Origin of the sequence: Actinacidiphila paucisporea, assembly GCF_900142575.1 — a bacterium.
Classification (GTDB): Bacteria; Actinomycetota; Actinomycetes; order Streptomycetales; family Streptomycetaceae; genus Actinacidiphila; species Actinacidiphila paucisporea.
Genome location: NZ_FRBI01000001.1, coordinates 509,169 through 524,634, shown reverse-complemented (window position 1 = coordinate 524,634; position 15,466 = coordinate 509,169). Strand labels below are relative to the sequence as shown.

General features: G+C 72.9%; 15 protein-coding genes and 1 pseudogene. 9 read left to right on the top strand and 7 right to left on the bottom strand.

Translation table 11 applies throughout. The annotated features are described in order from the left end of the window. Nucleotides 1-48 precede the first annotated feature (48 nt). A complete protein-coding gene (locus BUE44_RS02470) occupies nucleotides 49-843 on the bottom strand; it encodes a ferritin-like fold-containing protein (RefSeq protein WP_079189408.1) in 795 nt (264 codons plus the stop codon). A gap of 311 nt (nucleotides 844-1,154) precedes the next feature. Between BUE44_RS02470 and BUE44_RS02460 the strand changes: the two genes are divergently transcribed. From BUE44_RS02460 to BUE44_RS37755, 3 genes are all read left to right on the top strand, one after another. After that, nucleotides 1,155-3,392, top strand: a complete 2,238-nt coding sequence (locus BUE44_RS02460; RefSeq protein WP_407639986.1) for a DEAD/DEAH box helicase — start codon at nucleotides 1,155-1,157, stop codon at nucleotides 3,390-3,392. Between the two features lie 106 nt (nucleotides 3,393-3,498). Further along, the gene (locus tag BUE44_RS02455; protein ID WP_073493080.1) at nucleotides 3,499-4,392 is read left to right on the top strand and encodes an alpha/beta fold hydrolase; all 894 of its coding nucleotides are present in this window, start codon (nucleotides 3,499-3,501) and stop codon (nucleotides 4,390-4,392) included. Nucleotides 4,393-4,485: 93 nt separating this feature from the next. Continuing rightward, a complete protein-coding gene (locus tag BUE44_RS37755; protein WP_200804305.1) occupies nucleotides 4,486-4,626 on the top strand; it encodes a hypothetical protein in 141 nt (46 codons plus the stop codon). Nucleotides 4,627-4,721: 95 nt separating this feature from the next. Here BUE44_RS37755 and BUE44_RS02450 read toward each other — a convergent pair whose 3' ends face one another. The 3 genes from BUE44_RS02450 to BUE44_RS02440 all read right to left on the bottom strand — a co-directional run bounded on the left by BUE44_RS02450 (nucleotide 4,722) and on the right by BUE44_RS02440 (nucleotide 7,018). Beyond that, nucleotides 4,722-5,330, bottom strand: coding sequence for a MarC family protein (locus BUE44_RS02450; protein WP_073493078.1), 609 nt, complete (start codon nucleotides 5,328-5,330; stop codon nucleotides 4,722-4,724). A gap of 108 nt (nucleotides 5,331-5,438) precedes the next feature. Continuing rightward, nucleotides 5,439-6,293, bottom strand: coding sequence for a PHP domain-containing protein (locus BUE44_RS02445; RefSeq protein ID WP_073493075.1), 855 nt, complete (start codon nucleotides 6,291-6,293; stop codon nucleotides 5,439-5,441). 86 nt (nucleotides 6,294-6,379) lie between these two features. Further along, nucleotides 6,380-7,018 carry a DUF6758 family protein gene (locus BUE44_RS02440; protein WP_073493072.1) on the bottom strand — a complete coding sequence of 213 codons (639 nt, stop codon included), beginning with the start codon at nucleotides 7,016-7,018 and terminating at the stop codon, nucleotides 6,380-6,382. 168 nt (nucleotides 7,019-7,186) lie between these two features. On the opposite strand from BUE44_RS02440, the pseudogene BUE44_RS02435 reads away from it, so the two are divergent. Continuing rightward, a pseudogene (locus BUE44_RS02435) lies at nucleotides 7,187-7,327 on the top strand (MFS transporter); the annotation flags it as partial. Nucleotides 7,328-7,657: 330 nt separating this feature from the next. On the opposite strand, the gene BUE44_RS02430 reads toward BUE44_RS02435, so the two are convergent. Next, entirely contained in the window at nucleotides 7,658-8,245 is a 588-nt protein-coding gene (locus BUE44_RS02430) for a suppressor of fused domain protein (RefSeq protein WP_073493068.1), read from the bottom strand. A 383-nt stretch (nucleotides 8,246-8,628) separates the two neighbouring features. On the opposite strand from BUE44_RS02430, the gene BUE44_RS02425 reads away from it, so the two are divergent. Further along, nucleotides 8,629-9,765 (top strand): magnesium and cobalt transport protein CorA, encoded by a 1,137-nt coding sequence (locus BUE44_RS02425; RefSeq protein WP_073493066.1) that lies wholly within the window; start codon nucleotides 8,629-8,631, stop codon nucleotides 9,763-9,765. A gap of 13 nt (nucleotides 9,766-9,778) precedes the next feature. Here the strand turns inward: BUE44_RS02425 and BUE44_RS02420 are convergent, their stop codons facing one another. Continuing rightward, on the bottom strand, nucleotides 9,779-10,732 hold the full coding sequence (locus tag BUE44_RS02420; protein ID WP_407639982.1) for a DMT family transporter: 954 nt from the start codon (nucleotides 10,730-10,732) through the stop codon (nucleotides 9,779-9,781). 116 nt (nucleotides 10,733-10,848) lie between these two features. Here BUE44_RS02420 and BUE44_RS02415 point away from each other — a divergent pair, with 116 nt between their 5' ends. After that, nucleotides 10,849-11,355, top strand: a complete 507-nt coding sequence (locus BUE44_RS02415) for a hypothetical protein (RefSeq protein ID WP_073493063.1) — start codon at nucleotides 10,849-10,851, stop codon at nucleotides 11,353-11,355. Between the two features lie 49 nt (nucleotides 11,356-11,404). Here BUE44_RS02415 and BUE44_RS02410 read toward each other — a convergent pair whose 3' ends face one another. Next, entirely contained in the window at nucleotides 11,405-12,148 is a 744-nt protein-coding gene (locus tag BUE44_RS02410; protein WP_073493060.1) for a hypothetical protein, read from the bottom strand. Between the two features lie 137 nt (nucleotides 12,149-12,285). Between BUE44_RS02410 and BUE44_RS02405 the strand changes: the two genes are divergently transcribed. From BUE44_RS02405 to BUE44_RS02395, 3 genes are read left to right on the top strand one after another with little or no spacing between them, the layout of a single operon-like run. Then, nucleotides 12,286-13,617 carry a magnesium transporter MgtE N-terminal domain-containing protein gene (locus BUE44_RS02405; protein WP_073493058.1) on the top strand — a complete coding sequence of 444 codons (1,332 nt, stop codon included), beginning with the start codon at nucleotides 12,286-12,288 and terminating at the stop codon, nucleotides 13,615-13,617. Continuing rightward, nucleotides 13,607-14,206, top strand: coding sequence for a DUF1003 domain-containing protein (locus tag BUE44_RS02400; protein ID WP_073493056.1), 600 nt, complete (start codon nucleotides 13,607-13,609; stop codon nucleotides 14,204-14,206). The genes BUE44_RS02405 and BUE44_RS02400 overlap by 11 nt, the downstream gene beginning before the upstream one ends. Nucleotides 14,207-14,238: 32 nt before the next feature. Further along, nucleotides 14,239-15,414 (top strand): Mrp/NBP35 family ATP-binding protein, encoded by a 1,176-nt coding sequence (locus tag BUE44_RS02395; RefSeq protein WP_073493055.1) that lies wholly within the window; start codon nucleotides 14,239-14,241, stop codon nucleotides 15,412-15,414. Nucleotides 15,415-15,466: the final 52 nt, after the last annotated feature.

Below are 15,466 nucleotides of genomic sequence, written 5' to 3'. Positions count from 1 at the left end.
CCACCGACGCGGGCAGCGGCCCCGGGGGTCCGCCGCCCGCGTGGAGCGTTACGCGGCCAGGCCCAGTGCCGCCATCCGCTTGGTGTGGGCCTCGGTGATGCGGGAGAACATCCGGCCGACCTCGGCCAGGTCGAAGCCGTCGGCGACACCGCCGACGAGCATCGTGGACAGTGCGTCCCGGTCGGCGACGACACGCTGCGCCTGGGACAGGGCCTCGCCCATCAGCCGCCGCGCCCACAGCGCGAGCCGGCCGCCGACCCGCGGCTCGGCCTCGATCGCGGCCCGTACCTTCTCCACGGCGAAGCTGGCGTGGCCGGTGTCGTCGAGCACCGCGAGCACCAGGGTGCGGGTGTCGGTGTCGAGGCGGGCGGCGACCTCGCGGTAGAAGTCGGACGCGATCGAGTCGCCGACGTAGGCCTTGACCAGGCCTTCCAGCCAGTCCGAGGGCGCCGTCTGGCGGTGGAACTCGTCCAGTGCCGCCCCGAAGGGCTCCATGGCGTGGTTGGCCGACTCGCCGACCTCGGTGAGCCGGTCGCGGAGCCGCTGGAAGTGGTGGAATTCGGCGGTGGCCATCGCCGCCAGCTCCGCCTTGTCCTCCAGGGTGGGCGCGAGTTTCGCGTCCTCCGCGAGCCGTTCGAAGGCGGCCAGCTCGCCGTACGCCAGCGCACCGAGCAGGTCGACCACCGCGGCCCGGTAGCGGGGGTCCGCGGACGCGGACGTCCAGTCCTGTGCGGCGATCCCGGTGGCCGGCGCGGCGGGCTCCCGCGCGGGCTCGGGCGCTGACCCGCCGGCGGACTCGGCAGCGGGCTTGGTGGTGTCGTCAGGCGTCTCCATGGAGCGCACAATAACCAAGTCCCGCGCCACCGCCGACACCCTCCGTGTGACCCGACGATGTCCCGAACGAAACATTTGATCGGGTGCAGCTACGTGTTTCCGGGGTAGAGTGGTAATGCACCCGTCGTTAGTCGGCCTGGTTCCGATCGTCGGCGGGCGACGTATGCAACACCCTGGATGCCCGGTCGGTGGCCCGATCGGCTCCGAACCGACCGCCCTCCTGACATCGGGAGGGGCCCACTCGCGGCATGAGCGAGGGCAGCGGTCCCGCGCTCCACAGCCCCTCGAAGGCTGTACGACACCTCTGCGCGGTCAGTGACCTGCGCCGTGTTGCGGCGCCCGGTTGCTCGACCCCCCCTTGCCGCACAGTGCCGCGTCTCACAGAAGAGGCAAGCATCCTGTCCACCATCACTTTCCGCAGTCTCGGCATCCTTCCCGAGACCGCCGAGGCCCTTGAGGCCGTCGGCATCGTCACCCCCTTCCCGATCCAGGAGATGACGCTCCCGGTCGCCCTCGCGGGCAACGACGTCATCGGCCAGGCCAAGACCGGTACCGGCAAGACGCTGGGCTTCGGCCTGCCGCTGCTGGAGTCGGTCACCGTGCCCGCCGACGTGGAGGCCGGGCGCGCCGCGCCCGAGAAGCTGACCGACACGCCGCAGGCCCTCGTCGTCGTCCCCACCCGCGAGCTGTGCCAGCAGGTCACCAACGACCTGCTGACGGCCGGCAAGGTCCGCGCCGTGCGCGTGCTGGCGATCTACGGCGGCCGGGCGTACGAACCGCAGGTCGAGGCGCTGAAGAAGGGCGTCGACGTGGTCGTCGGCACCCCGGGCCGACTGCTCGACCTGGCCGGGCAGAAGAAGATCAGCCTGCGCGACGTCCGCACCCTGGTGCTCGACGAGGCCGACGAGATGCTCGACCTGGGCTTCCTGCCCGACGTCGAGAAGATCATGGGCATGCTGCCGGTCAAGCGGCAGACCATGCTGTTCTCGGCCACCATGCCGGGCGCGGTCATCAACCTGGCCCGCCGGTATATGTCGCAGCCCACCCACATCCGCGCCACCGCACCCGACGACGAGGGCGCGACGGTCGCGAACACGACGCAGCACGTCTTCCGCGCGCACTCGCTGGACAAGGTGGAGCTGGTCTCCCGCATCCTGCAGGCCGACGGCCGCGGCCTCGCGATGATCTTCTGCCGCACCAAGCGCACCGCCGCCGACGTGGCCGAGCAGCTGGAGAAGCGCGGCTTCGCCTCCGGCGCGGTGCACGGCGACCTGGGCCAGGGCGCCCGCGAGCAGGCCCTGCGCGCCTTCCGCAACGGCAAGGTCGACGTGCTGGTCTGTACCGACGTGGCCGCGCGCGGCATCGACGTCGAAGGCGTCACCCACGTGATCAACTACCAGACGCCCGAGGACGAGAAGACCTATCTGCACCGCATCGGCCGCACCGGCCGCGCGGGCGCGTCGGGTACGGCGATCACGCTGGTCGACTGGGACGACATCCCTCGCTGGCAGCTGATCAACAAGGCGCTCGACCTGTCGTTCAACGACCCGGAGGAGACCTACTCCACCTCCGTGCACCTGTTCGAGCTGCTCGGCATCCCGACCGGCACCAAGGGGATACTGCCCCGGGCCGACCGGACCCGTGCCGGACTGGACGCGGAAGCGGTCGAGGACCTCGGCGAGACCGGTGGGCGCGGTGGCCGCGGCCGCCGTCCCGCGGGCGGCGGGCGTCCCGCTCCCGCCGCGGCTCCCGCCGAGGAGCGCCCCGCCCGCACCCGCACCCCGCGGCAGCGCCGCAGGACCCGCGGCGGCGAGGGCGCGCAGACCGTGCCGGCGCCGGCCGGGGCCGCCGAGTCGGCGACCGCGGTGTCCGCGCCGGACGCCGAGGGCCCGACCGGTCCGCGGACGCCGCGCCGCCGCCGCAGGACCCGTAGCGCCGCCGCGGCCGCGGTGGCGCCGGTGGCCGAGGCCGCGGAGGCCGTGGCCGAGGCCGTCGCCGAGGCGTCCGCGGTGGTCGCGGAGGCGTCCGCTGTGGTCGCCGAAGCCGCGCCGAAGACGCCCCGCCGCAGGACGCGCAAGGCCGCCGCCGCTCCGGCGGAGGTCGTCGCCGAGGCGCAGGCGGCCGACGCCGTCGTGACCCCGCCGCGGGCCCGCAAGGCCGCTGCCGCCGCCGCTCCCGCCGCCGAGGTCGTCGCCGAGGCGCAGGCCGCGGACGCCGCGGTGACCGAGGAGGCCCCCAAGCGCCGCAGGACGCGCAAGGCCGCAGCCGAGGTGCCCGCACCGGCCGCCGCGCCGGAGGCGGAGGCCGCGGTGACCGAGGAGGCCCCGAAGCGCCGCAGGACGCGCAAGGCCGCAGCCGAGGTGCCCGCACCGGCCGCCGCGCCCGAGGCGGACACGCTGACCGACGAGGCCCCCAAGCGCCGCAGGACCACCCGCAAGGCGGTCGCCGAGGTGCCCGCGCCCGCCGACGGCGCGGAGGAGCCGGCGGCCAAGACGCCGCGCCGGCGTACGCGTAAGGCCGTCGCCGAGGTGCCGGCCGCCGTGGCCGACGAGGCCTGATCCGTACGGCACATGTCACCCAGGAGACACCCCCGGCCCATGTGACCGGGGGTGTTTCATGCCGAGAGGCAACCTCTCGGACATATGCACCGCGTAATCTCGGCCCATGAGCCGACCGACCTCCCTGGACCTGCCTGAGCACACCGCAGCCCGCCGGCTGGACACCTCACGCGGGTCGTTCGCGGTCCTGGACGCCGCGCCCGCCCCCGACGCGCCCGCACGGCAGGGCACCGCGCTGCTCGTCCCCGGGTTCACCGGCAGCAAGGAGGACTTCCTCGACCTGCTGGCACCGCTGTCCGCGGCGGGCTTCCGGGTCGTCGCGGTCGACGGCCGGGGCCAGCACGAGTCGGGCGGCCCGCGGGACGAGGCCGCCTACGCACAGCGCGAGCTGGCCGCGGACGTCTCCGCGCAGGGCGCCGCGCTGGCCGCCGAGGGCGGCGGCCCGCTGCACGTACTGGGCCACTCGCTGGGCGGCCACATCGTCCGGGCGGCGGTGCTCGCCGGCGGTCCGCAGCCGTGGGCGTCGGTGACGCTGATGAGCTCGGGGCCCGCCGAGGTGGACGAGGCCCAGCAGATCAGGACGCAGCTGCTCATCGACCACCTGCCGACGATGGACATGGAGACGGCCTGGCGGGCGATGCGCGCGCTGGACGCCGACCCCGGGGCCGACCCCGTCACCCCGGACTGGCTCGAGGACTTCCTGCACCGCCGCTGGGTTAACACCGTTCCCGCGCAACTGATCGCCACGGCCCGCCAGTTGATGACCGAACCGGACCGGGTCGCGGAACTTGCCGCCGTACCGCTGCCGAAGCTCGTACTGTCCGGTGAGGTGGACTACGCCTGGCCGGTCCCGTTGCTCGACGCGATGGCGGAACGGCTGGGCGCCCGGCGCGTCGTGATCAAGGGCGCGGAGCACTCCCCCAACGCCGAACGGCCGGCCGAGACGGCTGCCGCACTCGTGGCGTTCTGGGCCGGCGAGGGTGCTACCAGCAGTAAGTAGTCCGGCCGCGAAAGAGTTTATTTAGGGTAGGGAATGTTTTGAAGGGGGTGTTCGTTGACCACACATGTAACGAGGGACGAAGGGAGAAGCCCCATGCGCTTCGAGATCATGCGACTCGACGACAGGAACGGCGACGCCGTGGACAGCACCGTCGTGGACGCGTCCGCCGTCAACAAGATCGTGCAGCAGGCCGCTGCCATCGGCCAGCGCATCTACATCCGCCCGGCGGACTGATCGCAGGCTTCACGCAACAGCGCCCCGTACAGCAGGTCCGTACGGGGCGCTTTCGCATGCTCAGGGGGCCGATGCCCCACGTTCTCCGGCGGGCGTCAGCCCTCGCCGTGGATGAAGCCGAAGACGCCGTTCGCGATGGACTGCACGGCGATCGCCGACAGCAGCATCCCGGACAGCCGGGTCACCAGCACCACGCCGCCCTCCTTGATCACCCGGATGATCGCCAGCGAGTAGCGCATCGTCAGCCAGAGCACCGCGTGCATCGCGACGATGGCCAGCCAGACGGACGACTGCTCGCCGAAGCCGTGCGCGTGCTGCACCGCGAGGATCACCGTGACGATGGCACCCGGCCCGGCCAGCAGCGGCATCCCCAGCGGCACCAGCGCCACGTTGACGTCCTTGGTCTGCGTCGGCTCGTCGGCCTTGCCGGTCAGCAGGTCGAGCGCGATCAGCAGGAGCAGCAGCCCCCCGGCGACCCGCAGCGCGGGCACCGACACGTGCAGGTAGTCCAGGATCTGCTGCCCGCAGATGCCGAACACCGCGATCACGCCGAAGGCCACACCCGCGGCCTGGAAGGCCATCCGCCGCTGCACTTTGGTGGCCCGGCCCGACGTCAGCGCCAGGAAGATCGGCGTGATGCCGGGCGGGTCCATGATCACGAACAGCGTGAAGAACACGGACCCGAACAGGGTGAAGTCGAACATGGCCAGGCTTTCGTCTTGTCGTGAGGGGATGTCGTGCGAGCCGCACGCGGCGTCGGGGCCGAGCCCCGTACGGGCGCGGGGGAGTCCCCACCCGCCCGTGTGCCGCGGCTAGACCGCGGAAATCGGCACCGCCCCGGTGGCCCGCGCCGCGATACGCGCGAAGACCTCGGGGTCGGTGACGCACTCCCCCAGCGCGACCGTCTTACGGGCGCCGTGGTAGTCCGAGGAGCCGGTGGTCAGCAGGCCCAGCTCCGCCGCGAGTCCGCGCAGGCGAAGCCGCGTGGGGGCGTCGTGGTCGACGTGGTCGACCTCCAGGCCGTCGAGGCCGGCGGCGCCCAGCGCCGCGATGACCTCGTCCGGCACCGTCTCGCCGCGCTTGTGCGCGCCGGGGTGCGCGAAGACCGTGACGCCGCCGGCCCCCTTGACCAGGCGTACCGCCTCGAAGGGGTCGAACTCGTGCTTCTCCACGTACGCCCGCCCGTCGTTGGCGAGCCACTCCGCGGTGAAGGCGTCGGAGACGGTGGGGACGACGCCGAGTTCGACCATCGCCGTGGCGATGTGCGGGCGGCCGACCGAGCCGTCGCCGGCGATACGCCGGACCATGTCCCAGGTGACGGGCACGCCGAGGGCCTGCAGCTTGTCGATCATGCCGCGGGCGCGCGGCACCCGGCCGTCGCGCACCAGCTCGCGGGCCTCGTGGAGGTGCGGCTCCGCAGGGTCGAAGAGATACGCCAGCATGTGCATGCTGATGCCGTCGGCCGTCCGGCAGGAGAGCTCCGCGCCGGTGACCAGGGTCAGGGCAGTGCCCTCAAGGGCCGCGGTCGCCTCACGGTAGCCGCCGACCGTGTCGTGGTCGGTGAGGGCGACGACGTCGAGCCCGGCGGCCGCCGCGTTGCGTACCAGCTCGGCGGGGGTGTCGGTGCCGTCGGAGGCCGTGGAGTGGGTGTGCAGGTCGATGCGCACGGCACGGGCTCCCGGGGACGGCGCGGACAGGGACGAAGCAAAGGATAGCGCCCGCTCGGACCTGCGATTCCCAGGACTTGGGCGGCTCAGCCCAGCAGCCTGGGGGTCAGTGCACCGCAGGGCAGCAGGTCGACCTCGGCGCCGGCGTCGCGCAGGTCGGTGAGGACCAGCTCGTCGTACATCAGCAGGCCGGTCTCCTCGGGCCAGACGATGGCCCACAGCCACAGCCCGCGGGCCTCTCCAGCGAAGACGACGCGGTCGGCGGGGGCGCCGCCGACGTGCCACAGGGCGGTCGGGCGGCCGGCGGCGAGGACCTTGGCGTGCGGCGGTTTGTCCACGCACATCCCGGGGCCCGGGTCGGGGCCGTCGATCCCGGCGTAGCGGGCGCCAAGGCCCACGCCCAGCTCCTCGGCGATCAGCATCAGCTCGCCGGGGCCGCCGAAGGGGCCGGGCCCCGAGCAGGCCACGGCGGTGGCCCGGCCGCCGCTGCGGTCGTCACCCGCAGCGGCGACCCCGGAGAACAGCCAGCCGACGGGTAGCGGCCACGGCATCCACACCGGCACCTGGGCCCGGTGGACGACCACGCCGAGGCCTTCGACACTCGGCGGGACGACGGGCTGCAGCGGGTGCACGGTGCCGTGCACGTCGCATTGCCAGGAGTCGGCGAAGAGGCCGGGCGCCCTGACCCTGCCACCGCACTTCGGGCAACTGGGTTCGCCCCTCATAAATCCCCACGGTCCTCCCAGACCGTGCCCGCGTCAAGGACGATCACCCGTCCGGAGGGACATGTTCCGCCTTCCGCGGCGGAATAGGTGCCTGTTGCACTAGTTGCTATAGCCAACCTATTATGTGTGCATACAGCAACTACTTCCGGCCAGAGGGGAACGCGGGCCATGCCAGACGGCACCGACACCGGCACCGGCACCGAGGGCTTCGAGGAGATCGCACACGAGAAGGTGAGCCTGCTCCGCCAGCCCACCGCCGTATGGGCCACCGCGGGCGCCGCCGTCGTGGCCTTCATGGGCATCGGCCTCGCCGGTGCGGCTCCCCACCACTCGGGCTCCGCCCCGTCCGTCCCGGTCCGCACCCCCGCGTAGGGGGTGCCCCCCGGGCTCCAGGTCCCCACGTTCCCCCTGCGCAAGAGGGTGCCCCTCCCGGGGGCGTGTAGGGGTACCGCCCAGGCGAAGCTCTGGGGGAGAACGGCGCGACCAGCCGTCGACCGGCTGCACGTCGCCACCGGCCGAAAGGGGCTGTTCGGTCCGATCCGAACCACCCGCCGGTGACCGGCTGAGCGCGCAGTTCCCCGCACCCCTGAAGGGCACCGCGCCAGCGGAAGGGCGCCCTCTTGCGCAGGGGGGCACCGCCTAGGGGGTGAGGGGTACGGCGCCGCGCAGCGGGTCGCGGAGGTCGGTGCCGTGGTCGAGCCAGAGCGCGCGCAGCGCCTCGGCCCCGTGGACGCGCTTGTAGGCCGCCTCGTTCGGGGTCATCGGCAGGAGGGGGTGGAAGCGGACCGGGTCGCGGGGCGCGGGGAGGGGGAGGTCGTCGACCAGGCCGGCCGGTTCGGCGACCAGGACCGAGGTGAAGGGGGCTCCGGACCAGAGCGGTTCGCCCAGGTCGAGCGCGTTGCCGGGGGCCAGGACGACGCCCTCGACCTGGGGGGAGGCGGCGACGACGGCCAGCGGGCGCAGCACCGCGGACGTGTCGGCGCGGCCGGCCCTGACGGTGAGGACGACTTCGGCGCGCGGGCCGAGCAGGGGGTCGGCGAGCGGGGCGACCGGGTCGGCCATGGGCTGTGCGGACATCCCGAGGGTGGCGTACCGCACCAGATCGGAGCCGGTGAAGCGGAGGACCTCGATGCGCTCGGCGCCGAGGAAGGTGACGGCCGCGCGGGCGTCGGGCTCGCCGAAGACGGACCGCAGCCGCGCCTCGACCAGTGCCAGGATTTCACCCATACGGCGAGCATAGAACGCGTAAGGTTCGCGCCGAGCGCGCCGTCGGCGCCCGCCGGGCTTGCTATGGTGGGGCGTTCGCGCGACGTCATCCCCCAGCGGGGAACGGCCGGAGGAGGTGGGGACTGACATGGATCCTAGTCGACCGTGCAGTACCGGCCGCTCTTCCCTTGCCGCCGTCACGCACGCCGTGTGACCTGCTGAGCCCTCGCGTTCCATACCCGGCTGCGATGCCGTGAAACGCGATCTGCCTCGGCCCGCCCGCGGAGCGAATCCGCATCGGAAGAGCGCCCTGAACTGCCTCGTGATCAACGAATTCTGATCAGCAGCAGCCTCTCAGTTCAGTGCGGCGTGATGCCGTCGGCCAGTCCGTGAAGGAGCTTGCCATGTCGATGATCCGTGATCTCCGCGCAGTCGTGCGTCCCGCGCTGCGCAGGTCCCCCGCGTCGTACGACTACGGCCCGACGCGTGACGCGGTGACCGGCACCAGTGCGGTGGTGGACTGCGCGGTCTACCGCGACGGGGTGCGGTGCACCGACAGCATCGACCTGCGGGACGCGCTGGAAACGGTACGGGCCGGGCGCGCGTCGGACCAGTGCGACGGCAGTGACGGTTTCGTGTGGATCGGCCTGCACGAGCCGACCGAGCAGGAGTTCGCCGGAATCGCGGAGGAGTTCGGGCTGCACCCGCTGGCCGTCGAGGACGCGGTGCACGCCCACCAGCGGCCCAAGCTGGAGCGGTACGACAACTCGCTGTTCACCGTCTTCAAGACGATCCGCTACGTCGAGCACGCGGAGCTGACCGCGACCAGCGAGGTGGTGGAGTCCGGCGAGGTGATGGTCTTCACCGGCCGGTATTTCGTGATCACCGTGCGGCACGGCGGCCACGGCTCGCTGCGCGCGCTGCGGCACCGGCTGGAGGACGACCCGGAGCTGCTGGCCAAGGGCCCGTCGGCGGTTCTGCACGCCATCGCCGACCAGGTCGTGGACGACTACCTGGCGGTCACCGACGCGGTGCAGGACGACATCGACGAGGTCGAGATCGACGTCTTCTCGGCCGAGCCGGGCAAGTCCTCACGTGGCGGCGACGCGGGGCGGATCTACCAGCTCAAGCGGGAGGTGCTGGAGTTCAAGCGGGCGGTCTCGCCGCTGCTGCGGCCGATGCAGATGCTCGGCGAGCGGCCGATGCGGCTGATCGACCCGGAGATCCAGAAGTATTTCCGCGACGTCGCCGACCACGTCGCCCGGGTGCACGAGCAGGTCACCGGCTTCGACGACCTGCTGAACTCCATCCTGCAGGCCAACCTGGCGCAGGCGACCGTCGTGCAGAACGAGGACATGCGCAAGATCACCGCGTGGGCGGCGATCCTGGCGGTCCCGACGATGATCACCGGCGTCTACGGGATGAACTTCGACCACATGCCCGAGCTGCGCTGGCGGTACGGCTACCCGACGGTCCTGTGCGCGATCCTGGCCATCTGCTACGCCATCCACCGCGGTTTCCGCCGCAACGGCTGGCTCTGAGGGCGGGTGACGCTCACGCGCGCTTCCTGCGGTCGGCGAGGATCACCAGGGCCAGGCCCGCGAGGATCACGCCGAGCGCCGGATACGCGGCGGCGGGCGGTGTCTGCCCCAGCCAGAGGGCGGCGATCAGGGCCGCGCCCGGGGTCTCCAGCAGGATCGCGGTCGAGGTGGTGGACGGGCCCAGGCCGCGTACGACCCGGTTGAGCAGCGAGTGCCCGAGCAGCTGGGCGACGACGGTCAGGGCGGCGATCTTCAGCCAGCTCTTCCCGTCGTAGCCACCGAGCGCCGACCCCGACACCAGGCAGGCGCCGAGCAGCACCACGGCGGTGGTCGAGTAGCAGACGAAGGTGTACGCGGTCGTGGTCGCGGTACGCCGCACCTCCGCGCCCAGCAGCATGTAGACGGCCGCCGCGAGGCCCGCGGCCAGGGCGAGGGCGTCGCCGGCCAGGGCGCGGGTGTCGGTGGACATGTCGATGCCGGTGAGGATCAGCACGCCGACGACGGCGAGCGCGGTGCCCGCCCACACCAGTCCCGGCGGGCGGTGGCCGCGCAGCCGCAGGATCAGGGTGGTCCAGATCGGGGTGGTGGTGACCAGCGCGGTCGAGGTGGCGACCGACGTCATGGTGAGGCTGGGCAGCCACAGCCCGAAGTGCAGTGCGAGCACCACGCCGGCGCCCATCGACAAGGTGAGCGCCCTGCGGCCCATCCGGCGCAGTTCGCTGCGGTGCCGCCACAGGGCGACGGGGCTGAGCACCCCGACGGCCATGGCGTTGCGCCAGAAGGCGATGGCCAGCGCCGGCGCGGTGGTCGCGGCGATCAGCGGCGCCGACATCGACACGCCCGCGATGGCGACGGCCAGCAGCGTGAAGTCGGTGCCGCGCGAGGCCGCGGCGGCGTCCGGCGTGCCGGCCGCCGCGGGCACGCCGGCACCCGGGAGCGCGGCGGAGGTGCTCTGCGGGGCGGTCACGGTGCTCCTGGGGGTCGGTACGTCGGCGCGGGGGCGGCGCCCACCAGAGTAAGGCCCATGGGCGTCCCGAGCACCTGTCATTCCCCGCGCGGGACCGGGCGCCCTAGTCTGGGCCCATGACGAGCGAGCACGGCGCCCTCATCGAGGAGGCCACCAAGAAGTCAGGCCTGGTCTGGGTGAACGGCCTGGCCATGTGGCACGCCTGGATCGACGGGGCGATGTACGTGCTCTGCGGCGGCCCCGTCGAGCAGCCGGTGCCGGCCGGGCTCGCCGACGGCGCCACCGCGTCGGTGACCGTGCGCAGCAAGGACAAGGGCGGCCGGCTGGTCAGCTGGCAGGGCAGGGCGGAGCTGCTCGCCCCCGCCGGCGAGCCGTGGTCCGCCGCGGTCGCCGAGCTGCGGACCAAGCGGCTCAACCTCGCCGACGCCGACACGGTCGCCGAGCGCTGGGCGCGGGAGTGCTCGCTCTTCCGGCTGGTCCCCGACGGCGACCCGGCCGAGCACCCGGCCGCGATGCCCGCGGGCTCCGGCGCCGCGGTGCCGCCGCCGACGACGGCCACCACGCGGCTGCCGATGCCGGCGGGACTGCCCCGGCTGCTGGCCCGCCGCAAGGCCAAGCGCTGAGCTGTTGCCGAGCCGTTCTTGCGTGGACGTCCGAGCCGCCCCTGCGGAGCTACTTGTGCGGGGACGCCGGCGTCGGCGTCGCGCCGACGGACGTGCCGTAGTCGACGACGTCGGATTTCGCCGGCGCCGCCAGCGCGAAGTCCTCGCCCCAGTCGGCCATCGTCAGGGTGCCCGCGTTGCCGGCCCGCTGGTAGCGCAGCGGGTAGGGGGCGCCGCTGAGCGAGACGTCCAGGCTGCCGCCCGCGGAGCCGGTCACCTCGATGGTCCTGGTCGTGCCGACCTTGCGGTGGTCGCCGACGTCGACGGTCCCGTCGAGCACGAACAGGTCGGCGAGCAGCACCTTCTTGTCGGTGAAGCCGCTGAACTGCCGGTACGCCGGGTCGCCGGGCGGCACCTTGACGTATTTGCCGTTGAGCTTCGCGGCGGCGGCCTGGCTGTCCTTGTCGTCGCCGGTGCCGTAGAAGTCGGCGCCCGCCTTGAGGTAGAGGTCGTCGCCGACCCGCAGCAGCTGGAAGGTGTCGCCCTTGGTGGTGACCTCGCCCACCCCGCCTTCGGCGCGCAGCCGCATGTCCAGGCGGTACGTCTGCCCGTTGCTGACGACGGTGCCGGTCAGCCGTACCGTCGGCGCGGCCTTGGCGGCCGCGGCGGCCTTCTGCTCGATGGTCTTCGCGGGGAGCTTCGCGACGCCGTTCGTACCGGCGTCCGGGTCGCCGCCCAGGCCCAGGCAGCCGCTGAGCAGCAGGGCGGAGGCGAGGGCGGTGAGGACGGCGGCGGTCCTGCGACCGTGATACACGTGGACTCGACCCCTCGGAGGCTGGCGGCTGCGGGCGTGGCAGAAGCTACCGCAGCGTACCCCCGGAGAGCACCCCGCAGGGCGGGTGGGATAGGCCCGGAGTAGCCTGGCCTGGGAAGACGGCAGAGGAGGCTCCGATGGTCGCAGGCGCCCCCCGGGTCTTCGTCTCGCACCTGTCCGGGGTCGCGGTCTTCGACCCCAACGGCGACCAGGTCGGCAGGGTCCGCGACGTCGTGGTGATGCTGCGGGTCGGCGGCCGCCCGCCGCGGGTGCTCGGCCTGGTGGTCGAGGTGGTCAGCAGGCGGCGGATCTTCCTGCCGATGACCCGGGTGACCGGCGTGGAGTCTGGGCAGGTGATCACCACCGGCGTGGTCAACATGCGCCGCTTCGAGCAGCGCCCCACCGAGACCCTGGTGCTCGGCGAGCTGCTCGACCGCAGGCTGCGCTGGCTGCCGCAGGGCGGCGGTGCCACCAGCGCCACCACCGGCGAGGAGGCGGGCGAGGAGGTCACCGTGCTCGACGTGTCGATGGTGCAGCTGCCCGCCCGCCGCGACTGGGAGATCGACAAGGTCTTCATCCGCCGCGGCAAGAGCGGCGCGCTGCGCCGCAAGGGCGAGACGCTGACCGTCGACTGGTCGGCGGTCACCGGTTTCCGCCTCGCCGAGGACGACCAGGGCGCCGAGAACCTGGTGGCGACCTTCGAGCAGCTGCGCCCCGCCGACCTGGCGAACGTCCTGCACCACCTGTCCCCCAAGCGCCGCGGCGAGGTCGCCGCCGCCCTCGACGACGACCGGCTGGCCGACGTCCTGGAGGAGCTGCCCGACGACGACCAGGTGGAGATCCTCAGCAAGCTCAAGGAGGAGCGGGCCGCGGACGTCCTGGAGGCGATGGACCCCGACGACGCCGCCGACCTGCTGGCCGAGCTGCCCGCCGACGAGCAGGAGCGGCTGCTCACCTTGATGCAGCCGCAGGACGCGGCCGGGGTACGGCGCCTGCTGTCGTACGAGGAGCACACGGCCGGCGGGCTGATGACGACCGAGCCGATCGTGCTGCGGCCCGACGCGACGGTCGCGGACGCGCTGGCCCGTATCCGCAACCCCGACCTGTCCCCCGCGCTGGCCGCGCAGGTCTACGTGTGCCGGCCGCCCGACGAGACGCCCACCGGCAAGTACCTGGGGCTGGTGCACTTCCAGCGGCTGCTGCGCGACCCGCCCTTCACGCTGCTGGGCTCCATCGTGGACACCGACCTGCAGCCGCTGACCCCGGGCACCGCACTGCCGTCGGTGACCAGCTTCCTGGCCACGTACAACATGATCTCCGCGCCGGTCGTCGACGAGAGCGGGTCGCTGCTCGGCGCCGTCACCGTGGACGACGTCCTGGACCACCTGCTGCCCGAGGACTGGCGGGAGACCGAACTGCACGGCGAGGAGCACGTCCGGCGCGTGACGGAGGCCGCCGATGGCCGCTGACGACCGCGAGCGCACGGTCGGCAACCGGCACCCGGCGGGCGCCACCGCCGCGCCCCGGCCCCGGGTCCGCCTCGACCAGCCGCGCGCCTCCCGCCGCAGGTGGCTGCCGGCGTACGACCCGGAGGCCTTCGGCAAGTTCTCCGAGCGGATCGCCCGCTTCCTGGGCACCGGGCGCTTCATCGTGTGGATGACGGTCATCATCATCCTGTGGGTGCTGTGGAACATCTTCGCGCCCCGGGCGCTGCGGTTCGACAACTACCCCTTCATCTTCCTGACCCTGATGCTGTCGCTCCAGGCGTCCTACGCGGCCCCGCTGATCCTGCTCGCGCAGAACCGGCAGGACGACCGCGACCGGGTCAACCTCGAACAGGACCGCAAGCAGAACGAGCGCAGCATCGCCGACACCGAATACCTGACCCGGGAGGTCGCCGCGCTGCGGGTGAACCTGGGCGAGGTCGCCACCCGCGACTGGATCAGGTCGGAACTGCAGGACCTGCTCAAGGAGATCGAGGAACGCGCGGCCCACCCGGCGCATCCGGCGCGGGGGCGCCCGGCACGGGGTGACGAAGCCGACGGCCGGGCGCGCTGATCGGCCGCACGGCGCCGCCGTACCATCAACGTATGGCTACCACCACGTACGGCTCGGGCACCACGCCGACCGCCACACCGACCGACGAGGCCGTGCGCGCCGCGCTCGGCACGGTGAACGACCCGGAGATCCACAAGCCGATCACCGACCTCGGCATGGTCAAATCCGTGGACATCGCCGAGGACGGCACGGTCGCCGTCACCGTCTATCTGACGGTGTCCGGCTGTCCCATGCGGGACACGATCACCGAACGCGTCACGACGGCCGTGACGGCCGTTCCCGGCGTCACCTCGGTCCAGGTCACGCTGGACGTGATGAGCGACGAGCAGCGCCGCGAGCTGGCGAGCACGCTGCGCGGCGGGCAGGCCGAGAAGGAGATCCCCTTCGCGCAGCCGGGTTCGCTGACGCGGGTCTACGCGGTGGCCTCCGGCAAGGGCGGCGTCGGCAAGTCCTCGGTGACGGTCAACCTGGCCGCCGCGATGGCCGCGGACGGCCTGAAGGTCGGCGTGGTGGACGCGGACATCTACGGCCACAGCGTGCCGCGCATGCTGGGCGCGGAAGGGCGCCCCACCCAGGTCGAGAACATGATCATGCCGCCGTCGGCGAACGGCGTGAAGGTCATCTCGATCGGCATGTTCACCCCGGGCAACGCCCCCGTGGTCTGGCGCGGCCCCATGCTCCACCGCGCCCTCCAGCAGTTCCTCGCCGACGTCTACTGGGGCGACCTCGACGTCCTGCTCCTCGACCTGCCGCCGGGCACCGGCGACATCGCGATCTCGGTGGCCCAACTGGTCCCCAACGCGGAGATCCTGGTCGTGACCACCCCCCAGCAGGCCGCCGCCGAGGTCGCCGAGCGCGCGGGCTCCATCGCGGTCCAGACCCACCAGAAGATCGTCGGCGTCGTCGAGAACATGTCCGGCATGCCGTGCCCGCACTGCGACGAGATCGTCGACGTCTTCGGCACGGGCGGCGGCGACCGCGTCGCCGAGGGCCTCACCCGCACGACGGGCGCCACCGTCCCCGTCCTCGGCCGCATCCCCATCGACATCCGCCTCCGCGAAGGCGGCGACGACGGCCGCCCGGTCGCGATCGCCCACCCCGACTCCCCGGCGGGCGTCGCCCTCCGCTCCATCGCCACGAAGCTCAGCTCGCGTGCGCGAGGGCTGTCCGGTCTGTCCCTGGGCATCACCCCGCGCAACAAGTTCTGACCCGCGCGCCACGGCCCCACCCGCCGGTGCGGGCTGACCGCGCAGTTCCCCG